General features: G+C 65.0%; 13 protein-coding genes and 1 pseudogene. 1 reads left to right on the plus strand and 13 read right to left on the minus strand.

The genetic code is table 11. The annotated features are described in order from the left end of the window. A partial coding sequence (locus EOA28_RS09375) for an FAD-binding oxidoreductase (protein ID WP_128314831.1) occupies positions 1-538 on the plus strand: 538 nt, incomplete at its 5' end. Between the two features lie 12 nt (positions 539-550). Here EOA28_RS09375 and EOA28_RS09380 read toward each other — a convergent pair. The 13 genes and pseudogenes from EOA28_RS09380 to EOA28_RS39545 all read right to left on the minus strand — a co-directional run. After that, positions 551-2194: an MFS transporter gene (locus EOA28_RS09380; protein WP_128314832.1), complete on the minus strand. Its 1644-nt coding sequence runs from the start codon at positions 2192-2194 to the stop codon at positions 551-553. A gap of 150 nt (positions 2195-2344) precedes the next feature. Further along, entirely contained in the window at positions 2345-4210 is a 1866-nt protein-coding gene (gene asnB, locus EOA28_RS09385) for an asparagine synthase (glutamine-hydrolyzing) (protein ID WP_127250724.1), read from the minus strand. A gap of 163 nt (positions 4211-4373) precedes the next feature. Continuing rightward, positions 4374-4640 (minus strand): flagellar biosynthesis protein FliQ, encoded by a 267-nt coding sequence (fliQ, locus tag EOA28_RS09390; protein WP_040989996.1) that lies wholly within the window; start codon positions 4638-4640, stop codon positions 4374-4376. A gap of 72 nt (positions 4641-4712) precedes the next feature. Further along, entirely contained in the window at positions 4713-5120 is a 408-nt protein-coding gene (gene flgD, locus EOA28_RS09395) for a flagellar hook assembly protein FlgD (RefSeq protein WP_126059607.1), read from the minus strand. Position 5121: 1 nt separating this feature from the next. Then, positions 5122-5559 carry a flagellar biosynthesis repressor FlbT gene (gene flbT / locus EOA28_RS09400; protein WP_127250723.1) on the minus strand — a complete coding sequence of 146 codons (438 nt, stop codon included), beginning with the start codon at positions 5557-5559 and terminating at the stop codon, positions 5122-5124. After that, positions 5556-5903 carry a flagellar biosynthesis regulator FlaF gene (gene flaF / locus EOA28_RS09405; protein WP_042640513.1) on the minus strand — a complete coding sequence of 116 codons (348 nt, stop codon included), beginning with the start codon at positions 5901-5903 and terminating at the stop codon, positions 5556-5558. The genes flbT and flaF overlap by 4 nt, the downstream gene beginning before the upstream one ends. 31 nt (positions 5904-5934) lie before the next feature. Next, positions 5935-6984, minus strand: a complete 1050-nt coding sequence (locus EOA28_RS09410) for a flagellar hook-associated family protein (RefSeq protein ID WP_127250722.1) — start codon at positions 6982-6984, stop codon at positions 5935-5937. Between the two features lie 3 nt (positions 6985-6987). Continuing rightward, positions 6988-8442, minus strand: a complete 1455-nt coding sequence (gene flgK / locus EOA28_RS09415; protein WP_127250721.1) for a flagellar hook-associated protein FlgK — start codon at positions 8440-8442, stop codon at positions 6988-6990. Positions 8443-8471: 29 nt separating this feature from the next. Next, positions 8472-9728 (minus strand): flagellar hook protein FlgE, encoded by a 1257-nt coding sequence (locus EOA28_RS09420; protein ID WP_126059611.1) that lies wholly within the window; start codon positions 9726-9728, stop codon positions 8472-8474. A 193-nt stretch (positions 9729-9921) separates the two neighbouring features. Further along, positions 9922-10590, minus strand: coding sequence for a response regulator transcription factor (locus EOA28_RS09425; RefSeq protein WP_127250720.1), 669 nt, complete (start codon positions 10588-10590; stop codon positions 9922-9924). Positions 10591-10812: 222 nt separating this feature from the next. Then, entirely contained in the window at positions 10813-11346 is a 534-nt protein-coding gene (locus tag EOA28_RS09430) for a transglycosylase SLT domain-containing protein (protein WP_245490133.1), read from the minus strand. Next, positions 11333-12691, minus strand: coding sequence for a flagellar hook-length control protein FliK (locus tag EOA28_RS09435; RefSeq protein ID WP_127250719.1), 1359 nt, complete (start codon positions 12689-12691; stop codon positions 11333-11335). Before EOA28_RS09435 ends, EOA28_RS09430 begins: the two co-directional genes overlap by 14 nt. Then, positions 12688-12880, minus strand: a pseudogene (locus tag EOA28_RS39545) (chemotaxis protein MotC); the annotation flags it as partial. The pseudogene EOA28_RS39545 and the gene EOA28_RS09435, both read right to left, overlap by 4 nt.

The following is a 12880-nucleotide window of genomic DNA, read 5'->3' on the forward strand; positions in this document are numbered from 1 at the left end:
CGGCAATGCCGCGCATGCCTATTGCTATGCCCAGCGCACACGCGAAGGACGTATCACCATGGGCGGGCGCGGCGTGCCTTATCGCTACGGCTCGCGCACCGACATCAACGGCCAGACACAGCAGGCAACGATTGACCAGCTGCACACGATCTTGACCACGCTGTTGCCGCAGACCGCGGGGTGCCGCATCGATCACGCCTGGTGCGGCGTGCTCGGCGTGCCGCGTGACTGGTGCACGACGGTGGGGCTCGACCCGGCGACGCGCATCGGCTGGGCCGGCGGCTATGTCGGGCTCGGCGTGTCGAGCTCAAACCTCTCCGGGCGCACGCTGACCGATCTGGTGCTTGGCCAGGATACCGAACTCACGCGGCTGCCCTGGGTCAACCGCAAGGTGCGGCCCTGGGAGCCGGAGCCGTTCCGCTGGCTGGGCGTGCATTCGATGTATCAGCTCTACCGCATCGCCGACCAGCGCGAGGCGGCGGGGCTCGGCCACACGTCAAGGCTGGCCGCCCTCGCCGACAGCATCACAGGCCATTGATCGGCCAGAAGATCAGTGATCGATCGGCCCCTTAGGCGAGACAAGCGCTGTGCCAGCGGTGGTCGGGCGCTCGATCATGCGGCGTACGCGCGGCGGGTTCTCGCCGCTGTGCAGCGCGCGGATGCGTTCGCCGACCACAGCGTCGGCATGGGTGGCGCGGCGGTTGTGGCGGATGTACTCGACCCAGGTCGGCGTGTGGTAGTGCTCGATCCAGACCGACGGATCTTCGAGATCCCGCGCGAGCGTCCAGTTGCGGGCGCCGTCGCGGCGGCGGATGCGGCCGCGCTCTGCCATGGTCGCTAGGAATTCCGGCACGTCGTCCTCGCGGATGATGTACTCGATCATGACGGCGATCGGGCCGCTGCGCGGCTTGAGATCGAGCGACAGCGTCGGCTCCTTGAAGCGGTTGAGCGGATCGAGGTTGAGAACCGTCTGCTTCGGCAACGGCAGGACGAAGCCGATGGCACCGCCGGCAAGCATGGCGATCGCCGCCGCGATCAGCGCGGTCTCCGCCCCATGCGCGTCGGCGACGACGCCCCAGATCCAGCTGCCCAGCGCGATGCCGCCGAAGGTCGCCGTCTGGTAGATCGACAGCACGCGGCCGACCACCCAGCGCGGCGTCGACATCTGCACGGTGACGTTGAAATGCGAGAGCGCGATCACCCAGCAGGCGCCGCCGATGAGCAGGCCCGCTGATGTCTGCCAGCCATTGTGGCTGATGGCGGCGTTGAGGGCGCAAAGCGCGAAGCCGGCAAAGGCCATGCGCACCATCACCTCGCTCGACAGCAATTGCCTGAGCCGCACGCTGATCAGCGCGCCGCCGACCGCGCCGATGCCGAAGGCGCCGAGCATGATGCCGTAGGTCAGCGCGTCACCCTTGACGACGTCGCGCGCCACCAGCGGAAGAAGCGCGAGCACCGCGCCGGCGCTGAAGCCGAAGGCAGAGCCGCGGACCAGCACCTTGGCGATGTTGGGCGACATGGCGACATAGCGCAGGCCCGCTCCCATCGCCGCGCCCAGCGACTCGCGCGGCAGGGTCTGCTCGGGCAGCGCCGGCTTCCAGCGGGCGAGCACGACGATCAGGCCGATATAGCTGATGGCGTTGGCGGCGAAGGCGGCCGCGGCACCCGCGGCGGCGACGATGACGCCACCGATGGCCGGGCCGACGCTGCGGGTGATGTTGAAGCCCAGCGAATTGAGTGCGACCGCCGCCGGCACCTTGGCGCGCGGCACCATGTCGCCGACCGAGGCCTGCCATGACGGGCTGTTCAGCGCCGTGCCGCTGTCGATCAGGAAGGTGAAGGCCAGCAGCGTCCACGGCGTCATCCAGCCTTGCCAGGTGAACAAGGTGAGCAGCGCCGAGACGACCAGCATGAAGGTCTGCGCCACCAGCATCACCTTGCGGCGGTTGAAGCTGTCGGCAATGGCGCCGGCGACCAGCGCGAACAGCATGATCGGCAAGGTGGTCGAGGCCTGGACCAGCGCCACCTGGTAGGACGAGGTGGCAATCGTGGCCATCATCCAGGCGGCGCCCACGCCCTGGATCAGGCCGCCGAAATTCGACACCAGGCTGGCCGCCCAGACGGCTCGGAAGATGCCGTGCCGGAACGGCGCCAGCGCGGAGACGCGTTCGCTTTCCGGCTCGTCGTCGATCATGGTTGGGCCTTCGTCCGCTATCGAGGCTCGCCGCGCCCGAAGAGGCCGGCGACTCGCCAAAGAGTGAGACCCAACAACAGGATGGCAAAGGCGAAAATGCGTCGGCGAAGCTTTAAACCAAGCATCTCGCCGGTCTGGACCAACCCCGGGCTATTTTTCGCCTCTCGTCTCGGCGTGCAGGGCCTCGGTCAGGTCGCCTGTGGTGTCGCCGCGCATGTAGAGCCTGAGCAGCATTTCCATGCCGACGAGCCGCAGGCGCGACGTTTCCTGGCTTCTTGCCATGTCGATCAGGTCGTCCAATTCGGAGGACGACCATTTCATCGCGTCGCGGAGCAGACCGCCGCGCAGCAGCTCTTGCGTGCCGGCCGAAAAAGCATCGGCCATGTCGAAGCCGATCTTTGCCGCACGAATGTTTTCGCGCGGGAGATGGTGTTCGGCGACCTTCTTCAGCAGCCACTTGCCGGTTCCGTCGCGGTATTTCTGACGGCGCGGCAGGTGAAGGGCGAAGTCGATGAGCCGGTTCTCGAGGAACGGCACCCTGAGCTCGACGGACGCCGCCATGCTCAGCCGATCGTGCCTGTGCAGCAGGTCCTGCAGATGCGAGTACAGGTCGTAGAAGCAGCTTGCCAGGAAGGCGCGGTCGTCGAGCGGCGTGACGCCGTCCAGCCTGTCGAACAGCTTCGTCTGCAGGAAATTCAACTCGGGCGACAGGGCTCTGAGCGCCATGCTGCGCTCGGAGGGCGAGCCGCGGCCGATCGAGTTGCGGAACGGTGCGCGGCGCAGTTCGGCGAATTTGCGGTCGCGTCTTGCCTTCGAGCGGAACAGGCGCTGCAGCCAGGAGTGGCGCCAGAGCCGCATTGTCGATGCCTGCCATTTGTAGCCGCCGAAAAGCTCGTCGGAGCCCTCGCCGGTGAGCAGCACTTTGACGCCGTCGGCGCGGCACTGCTCGGCAAGCGCCAGCAGCGCCGCGTGGCTGGCATGCCAGCCGTCGGTCTCGAGGTGCCAGACCGCACGCGGCCAGAACTCGAGGAACCGCTCCCTGTCGAAAGGAACCCGGCGCAGGCCGATACCGATATGGCGGCCGGTGCGTTCGGCGTCCGGCGCCTCGCTACGGCCGAGCTTCTGGTCGATGACATAGCCGTGCAGCTCCGGCCTGAAGCGCTTGGCGAGCGCGGTGATCAGGCCGGAATCGACGCCGCCGCTGCAGGCGGTGGCCACGCTGGTGTCAGCGATGCAATGCAGCTCGACACTCTCCTCCAGCAGCCTCTCGAGCGTCGCCATGTGCTCGGCGTCGGATGTCTTGTCTTGGGCGATGCGCACCGTCGAGATCACATCGAGGACATGCCAAAAGCGGCGCTTCTCGATGCCAACGCTGGCAATCTTCCAGAGACCGGCGGGCGGCAGCCGTTCTATGCCGTCAAAGACGCTGTAGCTGGAATCGCGGCTCTGCCAGGCCAGCCGCAATGTCAGCTCGCGCGTGTCGATCCGGCGCGCAAAGTCATGGCAGGCGAGAATCGCCTTGTCCTCGGAGGCAAACAGCAAGCGCTCGCCGGTGTCGGCGACCGACAATGGCTTGATGCCGAGCCTGTCACGGGCAAGCCACAAGGCCCCGTCGCGGGCATCGAAATAGGCGAAGGAGAACATGCCGTCGAACAGCGGCACCGCTTTCTGCGGGCCCCAGTGATGCAGGGCCTGAAGCACCACTTCGGTGTCGGACACCGTGCGGAAGGTCAGGCCTTCCTCCTCCAGCGTCTTGCGTAGCGCGCGAAAATTATAGACCTCGCCATTGTAGCACAGCACGCCGTCGCCGGATGCGGTCAGCATCGGCTCGCGCGCGGCGGGTGAGGGGTCGATGATGGTCAGCCGGCGATGCCCGAGCGCCAAGCGGGCGTTGTTCCAGTTGCCGTGGTCGTCGGGACCGCGATGCGCCAATGCCTGCATCATGCGCGCGACATCGGAAAGATCGCCGCTCCCGATCGGATCGCGCTTTCGCCAGACGCCGGCTATTCCGCACATGGCCCGCCGGCCGTTCTTGCTTGATGCATCGCTTCCTGAATCGCCGTTTGCGACAAAGACGCCGGCCGATACCGGCACGGCTACAATCTAGCCGCAAAGAAGGCCACCGCAAGCGATCCCGCGGCTTGCAAACGGACCGCCGGAGGTTCGCTGCGGCATCGCGTCAGAAGCCGTGTTCGATGCGCTCGAAGATAACGTTGGTGAAGGCCGATATCTGGCTGCCGATGAATGGGCCGGTCAGCGCCACCACGAGCATGATGGCGACGATCTTCGGCACGAAGGTCAGCGTGATTTCCTGGATCTGGGTCAGCGCCTGGATGAGGGCGATGCCGATGCCGACCACCATCGCCACCAGCACCACGGGGGCGGAAGCGGTGAGAACCGTCCACACCGCGTACTGGACGATATCGAGGGCATCGGCCTCATTCATGCGGGCACATCCCCAGCGGTCAGACTAAAGCGCGCCGCGATCCTTCGGATTCGCTCCATGCGCTTTAGGTCTTTAGCTGGCCGGCTTGATCGAGACGCCGGCGCCGACCGGGACCTTGGTGCCATCCTGCAGCACGGCGATCAGACCGTTGCTGGAGAGCGTCACCGAAGCCACCGTGCCGGTGGTCTTGCCGTCGGCCGAGGTGATCGAGCGGCCGATCAGCGCGTCGGCCTGCGAGAGCGCCGATGACTGCATGATCTGGTCGAGCTTGGTGTTGGTCTGCACCGACTGCTCGACCTGGGAGAAGGTGGCGAGCTGCGCGACATATTGCGTGGAATCCATCGGCTTGGTTGGATCCTGGTTCTTCATCTCGGCGATCAGGAGCTTCAGGAACGACTGGTAGTCCACCGCCGTCTTCGAGGTCTGCTGGCTGGCCTGGTTGGCGCCAACCGGGATCGTTGTCGTCATGTCGACGGCCATCTTATGCTCCTACGGCCAGTGCGCGGGGCGCTTCGGAAATCTCGTCAGTGTCTTCGAGCGCCTTGCGCTCGAGCGGATAGAGCGCGCGGATCCCCTTCAGCGCCTCGTAGATCTCGTCCTCGCCGACCATGCGGTCGATCTGCTTCAGCCTGTTGCAGATGTCCTGGTTGTCGAAGCTCGCGATCAGCATCGGCAGCGAACGGCGGAACATGTCGCGCGCCTCCGCGGCGCCCGCCGGGTTGATCAGCATGATCTGCACGATGAAATAGAGCTGCCTGAGCGGCGTCGAGGCCTGGTCGGCCTGGATGACATGGCTTTCGAGCAGGAACTGCACATCGTTCATCAGCTCGATGGTGACCTTGCGGTCGACGCGGATGACAGCGCCGTTGATGTAGATCTTCTCGTTGGGCTTCAGCGAGATCTTCAGCGTGTTGGTCATTGGATGCCGTCTCGGATGATCTGGGAGACCTCGATCAATCCTTCGAAATTGTTGGTGCGGCCCTGGCGGATGTCCTCGGTCTCGCGCAGCAGCCACAGGCCGATGGAGATCAGGTTGGCGCGCAGCTCCTTGGGGAGCGCGTTGTCGCTGGAGCCGAGATCCTCGACGAAGGTGGTCCAGATGCGGTTGGTGAAATGCAGCGCCTCGACCGCCTCCATGGAGTCGGTGCCGACCGCGGCCGCCGCCGCCAGCATGTCGATCGAGCGGGTGAGCAGCTGCCGCTCCCGGTCCTTGGCGTCGGCGACGGAGTCGGTCTGGATGTCGGCGTAGGAGAATTGATACATCGTCGGCGCTCTGGCGTTCCGGTTTACGTGTTCAAGTCAGATAGTTGAGCAGGCTGAGCTGCTGCAAACGCGCGGTCAAGGCAAAGGATGTCTCGATATGCTGTGTCAGGTCGGCCACGCGGGTCGCCGCTTCCGTGGGATCGACACCTTCGAGATCAAGGATATGCTTCTCGAAGAGGTCGACCTGGGTCTTCATGCGGTCGCTGGCATCGGACACCCGTTGCTGGGCAATGCCTGTTTCGGCCCGTATCTGGGTGATGCCGCCGATGGCTTCGCCGACCAGCGCCTGCGCGCGGCTGACGACCGCGTTCTGCGCGGCCTCGCTGATGCTGCCCGTCATCAGGCTGCTGACCATGGCGGCCGCCATGGCGAGCTTGCGGATACCTTGGTCGTTGGCGCTGATCGAGGTCTGGGTGGTCTCGTTGAGCGAAATGCGGCTGGTGATCTGCTCGTCGGTGGCGCTCGACCAGTTGGCCTGCCAGCCGGAGCCCAGGAATTGCGGCTCGACCTGCGTGGTGATGAAGTTATCCATCTGCGCGGCGGTGATGTTGGCCGCAGCCGGGTCGGTCTGGGCAAAGCCGAAATAGCTGGTGAAAGCGGCGTCGAACGCCGCCTTGGCCGGCGAGCCGGCGGCGTTGAAATCGTCGATCGGCTTGACGTCGGTGTTGGTGCCGGCAAACAGATATTCGCCGTTGACGCTGGTGTTGAGGATGCCGGTCATCTGCTGCAGCGCCGAGGCGCCGGCGGTCCGCAGGATGCTGGTCGAGGAGTCGCCCGACACGCCGCTGGTCAGTGCGGACAGGAAGCTCTGCGCGCTGGCGGCGATCTGGCCGAGCGAATCCTGGGTCGATTTCAGGCGGGCCGAGACGAGCGCGTTGGAATCGACAATGCCGTTCAATCGGTCGAGGTCGCGCTGGAAGGTGACGGCCTGGGTGGTGCGGCTGCCGAGCGCCAGGCCGATATCGGCGACCGTGCCGGTCTGTGATTCCTTGGTCGCCTTGATGAGCTCCGCCTGCATCTTCGCCTGCTGGTAGCGCAGCGCGTTGGATATGGCAGCCGAGGAAACGCCTGTCGCTTTCATGAATTATCCCACCGCCGCCAACAGGGAATCCAGCATGTCGCCCACCGTCTTCATCATATGCGCCGATGCCTGATAGGTGTGCTCGAGGTCGAGAAGCAGGGACATCTCCTGATCGATATTGACCCCGGTGTCGTTGGACAGCGCCTCGGCCGTGCGTGCGGCCAGCGCCTGCTTGTTGTCGGCATTGGTCGAAGCCTGCTGGCGCACGCCTTCGAACCAGCCGATGGCGTTAGCCGCATAGTCGGAGACGCCGGAGCTGACGGCAATGCCGGTGGACGTATCGAAGGCCATCGGCTGATCCAGCTTGTTGCCGTAACCGATCAGCAGGTCCGCATAGGATGCGCCGCCGCCGGTGTTGGCGACATAGGCGGCGCCGTTGGCGCCGCCGTCGCGCAGCAGCGCGGGATTGCCGCCGGCGCTCGGATCAAAGGCGTCGTTGACGCTGATCGACCCGGCGAGGCCGTCGACCAGGGTGCTGGCGGGCGGAATTGCCGGCGCGCCGGGCCATGTGAACAGGCCGGTCGCGTTGGGCTGCGACGGCGCGGTCTCGGCAAATGCCGTGATCAGGCCGCGCGCGATTTCGTCGAGCTGGCTCTGCATGGTCGAGGCGACGCCGTCGCGCAGCTTCAACAGGCCCGCCAGCTTGCCATCGGCGGTGGTGTTGTCGCCGGTGCCCGCGGAAACCGGCACGTTGTCGATATAGATCGTGTTGCCGGGCGTGCCGGCCGAATAGCCGGACGACGGCGTGAAGGTCACCGAGCGCGGCACGGTCTCGAACAGCGTCGTGCCGTCCTTGGTGGTAACGACCATGTCGTTGTCGCCGCGCGTGAAGGTCGAGACCGGGACATATTCCGATATCTTCTTCAAAAGCGCGTCGCGCTGGTCGAGCGCGTCGGACACGTCCGTGCCCGAGCGTGTGCCCGAGATGACGGCCCTGTTGGCGTCCTGGAACTGGCTGAGCAGCGAGTTGAGATCGTCGACGGCGGTGGCGATCTGGCTGTCCGCCTGGGTGCGGAAATCCTGGATCGCCTGGGTGCCGCTGTTCAGCGAATTCACCACCTGCTTGGCGGCGTCGACGACGCTGGTGCCAAGGTTCTGGTTCGACGGCGTTGTGGCGTAGAGCTGCAGGGCTTTCTGCAGGTTGGCGATCGCCGTCGAGGGCGATGACGCGTTGTCGACCCCGTTGACCGACAGATCGAGCTGATCCATGCCGTCGTAAAGCGCGCTTTGGCCGCTCCATGCCGACAGAGCCTGGAGGTTCTGCCGAAACAGCAGATCATTGGCGGTACGCTGGATTTCCACCATTCTGGCGCCGGGCGCCGTGCTGGTCACCACGGCGATGCGGCGGGTATAGTCCGGGTTCGAGGCATCGGCCACATTGCGCGATACGACGCTGGTCTGCTTGGAGGTGGCCAGAAGCGCCGACTGGGCAATGCTTAGTGCGGAGGAAAGCGACATGCTGATCTTTCACGGGCGGCGCCCGTCGGTTATCTCTTCAGGTTGACGAGGACGTCCATCAGGTCCGAGCCGGTCTGGAAGACCTTGGAATTGGCGGTGTAGCTGCGCTGCGCCGCAATCATGTTGGTCAGTTCCTCGGCGATATCGACGTTGGAATTTTCAAGCGCCCCGGAGACGATGGAGCCGAGCTTGCCCTCATTGGCAAAGCCGATATGGACCGCGCCGGAATCGGTGCTCTGCACATAGACGTTGCCGGGCATGGCGGTGAGGTTGTCGGGACTCTGAACATCGGCAAGCGGGATCTTGTAAAGCGCCTTGGTCGAGCCGTCCGCGAACTGCGCGTAGATGACGCCGTCCTGGCCGATCTGCACCTTCTGGATAGAGCTCGGCGCGTTGCCGTTGACCTTGGCGTCGGCGACGGTGAAGCCGGTGCCGAGCTGGGTCAGCTTGGAGAGATCGAGGTTGAGGGTCTGGCCGCCCGGAACCGTGAAGGAAACGCCCGTGGTCGCGCCGGTGAGCTTGCCGGTGGTGGTGTCGAAGGTGAGGTTGGCCGATCCCAGCATGCCCCCCGTATAGGGGAACGAGGTGCCCGGGGTCGCCTTCGACTGGTCGAAGACCGCGACCTGCCAGGTGCCGGCGCCGGTGTTGGTGAAATAGACGTCGAGCAGCTTCTTGTTGCCGAGATTGTCGTAGGCGACCAGCGAGGTTTTCGACGTGTACTGGGCGGTCGCGCTGTTGGTGGAGGGCAGACTGCCGGCCGCGACCGGAGTCGCGCCTGCCGGCAAGTTGCCGCTGAATATTCCGCTCGTGCTCGGCGTCGCCGTCATTTCCTGGTCGGAGATCTGCACCGGCACCAGGCCCTCGAAACCGTTGGCGGTCGCCGCCGGATCGCCGTTGGCATAATCGTAAGCCATGAGCTGGTAGCCAGCGGCATTGACCAGCCGGCCTTGCGCATCCGGGACGAACGAGCCGGCGCGGGTCAGATAGGGGGTGCCGCCGGCGTCCTGCACGACGAAGAAGCCGTCGCCGTTGACGGCAAGATCCGACACCGAAGTGGTGTAGGTCATGACGCCCTGGGTGCTGACGGCCGAGCGGATCGTCGTCGTCACGCCGCCCGAATTATAGGCGCCGCCGGTGCCGGGCATGATCAAGGACGAGAACTCGGCCGAAGAGCGCTTGTAGCCGGTGGTGTCGGAGTTGGCGATGTTGTCGGCCACCGTGGACAAGCGGTTGGCCTGCGCGTTCATACCGGAAACGCCGGTCCGCATCATTCCGTAGAGGCTCATCGATGGATCTCCGCAGTGCCTGGGTAGGAGGCCACAAAACTATGCCTCGTGTCTTGCGCGAGGCTGGCGCGGGATGTGCCTTGGACGTGATGGCGTTTCGTTGAATCGCCATCACGCCCAAACTCTTTGTTGGAGCATGATCTTGGTCCGAAAACCGCTTCCCACTTTTCGGGATCATGCTCTAGGACGGCCATCAAAACACCAGCCGGTAGCCGAGGAACCGCTTGGAATCGATCGGGTCGTGGCCGAGCTTCTCACGCAGCTTCTTGCGCAGCTTCGAGATGTGGCTCTCCACCACGTTCTCCTCGACCTCTTCGTCGAAGATGCCGTAGATGGCGTTGAAGACCTGTGTCTTGGTCACTCGCCGGCCGCGGTTGCTGGCCAGATATTCCAGGATGCGCCGCTCGCGCCGCGGCAGCGGCAGCGGCTCGCCGTCGATCTCCGGATCGCGGCCATCCATGAAGATGCGCATCGAGCCGACTTCGGTGTAGGCGGCCTCTTCGGAGCCGCGGCGGCGAATGGCGGTGATGCGGGCGAGAATCTCGCGGATATGGACAGGCTTGCGGACGACATCGTCGACGCCGCTTTCGAACAGGCGCAGCGTATGTTCGAGCGAGTGATGTTCGCTGAGCGCGATCACCGGTGCGCCGGTCCGGTCGCGGATCTGGCGCGCCGATATTGCGCCCTCGCGGCAGTCGCCGATGAGAAAGGCCCTGACGGATCTGAGATCGGTGTCGGCGGCGGAGCTCACCCATTCGCCGAATTCGCCTGGCGCGAAACCGGCCGTGGCCACGCCCTCGCGATCGAAAAGTGAAGAGTAGCCCTCTGTCACGAGCTCCCGCTCGTCAACGATCACGATCATCGGCCCGCCCTCCGAATCAATTCATTTGCCCCGTGGGGAAAGGGGTAGCCGGGTCGGCGAATCCTGAAAAACCATCATTTCTTGTAGCTATTTTCTTGGGAGTTTTTTTGGGAGCCGTAATAAAAGCGATCGTGCAAGTGTATTCGCGCCAGCTGTTGCGGGATGAATATTGGCGCTGGCGGACATGCCGGCGACGGCCGACCGGCATTCAGGGTCATGCAACTATTGATTGCAAAATGTGCTGGCATTCGGCGTCCATTTGCCGAAGCCGGTGGCGACCATGTTGGCGATGACGCGGCAGACATAGACCTTCTGAGCCGGGTCGTTGTCGGGACCGGCATGGTAGCGGGCGACGGCCAGCGACCAGGTCATCTGCCGGGCGTGCAGGGCGGCCAGGAAGCGTGCGGCATAGTCGACGTTCTGATGCGGGTCGAGCATGTCCACGACGCTGCGGAAATGGTCGCCGTGATAGTGCTGGTTGATCTGCATGCAGCCGAGGTCGATCAATGTCTTGCCTTCGCGGCGGGCATTCTCGAAGGTGACGAGAGCTTCATCAAGGCTACGCGGGAACACAGCTTTTCCCTCTATATTCAAAGCATTGGGCTGAAGGCTGCCTTTCTTTCCGGTCTCTGTCAGGCCGACCGCATTGAGAATGCCGGCCGGCACGCCATAGCGATCCGCGGCGCGCAGGATCTCCGGCTCGCAGGGATTTGTAGCGGCGCTCGCGCCACCGGCCGCCAAGCTAGATATACATATCGTCGCCAGCGCCCTCGCGAAGAGGAGAAGCCGGGCGGGCAAATTCCTGTGCGCCATTGCTGTCGTTCCTTCCCGGTTGCCGGCCGCCGCCCGCGCCGTTGCCACCCGAGTTCCCGGGCTGGAACGAAGGCTGGTCGCGACCTGTCGACATCGGCATGGCGCTGTTGGCGTCGGTGCGGCTCGCCGCATGCGCTGCTAGCGAAGGTTGCAGGATGGTGACCTTGTCGACAGCGAAGCCGAGGCTGCGCATCGACTTGACGATTGCATCGCTGTCGGTGGTGAGACGGCGATATGCCTCGTGCGTCTCCGGCTTCATCTCAATCGAAAGTTGCTCGCCCGATAGCCGCAGGCTGGCGGTGACCGCCCCGAGCTCCGCAGGGTGGAGCTCGATCTTGAGCACGTGTGTCGGAACGGCAACAGAATTGGTCGTCTGGGAGCCTGCCGAGGCGCTTGCGAAAGCCTGCTGAACGCCGTTGTCTGAGGCAAGCGCCTCAACCAGCGCCGACGCCGTCTGGCCGATCGGGTTTTGCGCCGGCGCCGGGAAGCTCTGCTGGCTGACGACTTCCATGCGTGTGGCGGATGAAGACGGCTTGACCGGTGTCTGCGGCGCGGCCGGCTGCGATTGTTGCGATGCCTTGGAGGCGGAAGCCGGTCGCCAGCCCTGCGGCGGCAGAGGGCTGTCGGCCTGCGGCTCATTCCCTTGCATCGGCAAGATTCCGGTTTCGCCGCGGCCGGGCATGTCGAGAGCCATATCCGCCTTCACCGGCTTCTGCCCGAAGTCGGGCCCGGAAGGTTCAGCGGCCGTCGAACGGGCGGATCGCGACTGCGGCTCTGCGGAACTGCCGACCGGCGCGCGTTTGCCAATGCGCAGTTGCAGCTTCAGTGCCTCGTGCTCGCCGGCGCCTTCTCCATCGGCAGCCGAATCCTTCCCGTCCGCGCCCGACGATTGCGCGAAGTGCTTCATGTCGCTCAATGCCATCAGCATAGGCAAGCGGTCCTGCAGCGGTGCGGAATCGCCGGCTTGCGCCGTGGCGTCCTTGTCGGTCGTCGGCTTCGCCTCGTCGGCCCGGGCGGCCGCGGTCCTCGTGGACTTTCCCGCCGCTTTCTGCGAGCCGGTTTTCCCTTGCGGATCCTGGTCAGGCTCCTGCTTGCCGTTGTCGGCCGCCGAGCGCTTTGCCAGATGAGCGCCCGGCAATACGGCCGCGTGCTTGTCCTGCGGCCGATCAGGCCTCTCGGTTCCCTGCACCATCTCGCCGAAACTCTGATCCTTGTCCTTGTCGCCGGCGGCGTGCTGCCGGGGCTGGGTCGAAGCGAAGCCCGGCAAGGTCTGGTTGACGCTGGTCATTTGGGGGCTGCTCCGAGGAGTTGGTCGATCTGGTCGAGCTGCCGGCGCGTGCTGGCCACCGCGGCGTCGATGGGGTCTTCCGCCTTCGAGGCCGTCGGCGCGGAGGCCTGGACCACTGGCGCGGCGTCAGCTTGCATGGGAGCGGCGGCCGGCGTTTCATCCGCTGTTCGCGCCAGTGGCTCGGCCGAC

It is taken from the genome of Mesorhizobium sp. M2A.F.Ca.ET.067.02.1.1 (assembly GCF_004023285.1).
GTDB lineage: Bacteria > Pseudomonadota > Alphaproteobacteria > Rhizobiales > Rhizobiaceae > Mesorhizobium.

Coding starts and splice junctions, on each gene's coding strand:
- EOA28_RS09380 (WP_128314832.1), bottom strand. CDS start 2,194: ATGATCGACGACGAGCCGGAAAGCGAACGCGTCTCCGCGCTGGCGCCG.
- asnB (WP_127250724.1), bottom strand. CDS start 4,210: ATGTGCGGAATAGCCGGCGTCTGGCGAAAGCGCGATCCGATCGGGAGC.
- fliQ (WP_040989996.1), bottom strand. CDS start 4,640: ATGAATGAGGCCGATGCCCTCGATATCGTCCAGTACGCGGTGTGGACG.
- flgD (WP_126059607.1), bottom strand. CDS start 5,120: ATGGCCGTCGACATGACGACAACGATCCCGGTTGGCGCCAACCAGGCC.
- flbT (WP_127250723.1), bottom strand. CDS start 5,559: ATGACCAACACGCTGAAGATCTCGCTGAAGCCCAACGAGAAGATCTAC.
- flaF (WP_042640513.1), bottom strand. CDS start 5,903: ATGTATCAATTCTCCTACGCCGACATCCAGACCGACTCCGTCGCCGAC.
- EOA28_RS09410 (WP_127250722.1), bottom strand. CDS start 6,984: ATGAAAGCGACAGGCGTTTCCTCGGCTGCCATATCCAACGCGCTGCGC.
- flgK (WP_127250721.1), bottom strand. CDS start 8,442: ATGTCGCTTTCCTCCGCACTAAGCATTGCCCAGTCGGCGCTTCTGGCC.
- EOA28_RS09420 (WP_126059611.1), bottom strand. CDS start 9,728: ATGAGCCTCTACGGAATGATGCGGACCGGCGTTTCCGGTATGAACGCG.
- EOA28_RS09425 (WP_127250720.1), bottom strand. CDS start 10,590: ATGATCGTGATCGTTGACGAGCGGGAGCTCGTGACAGAGGGCTACTCT.
- EOA28_RS09435 (WP_127250719.1), bottom strand. CDS start 12,691: ATGACCAGCGTCAACCAGACCTTGCCGGGCTTCGCTTCGACCCAGCCC.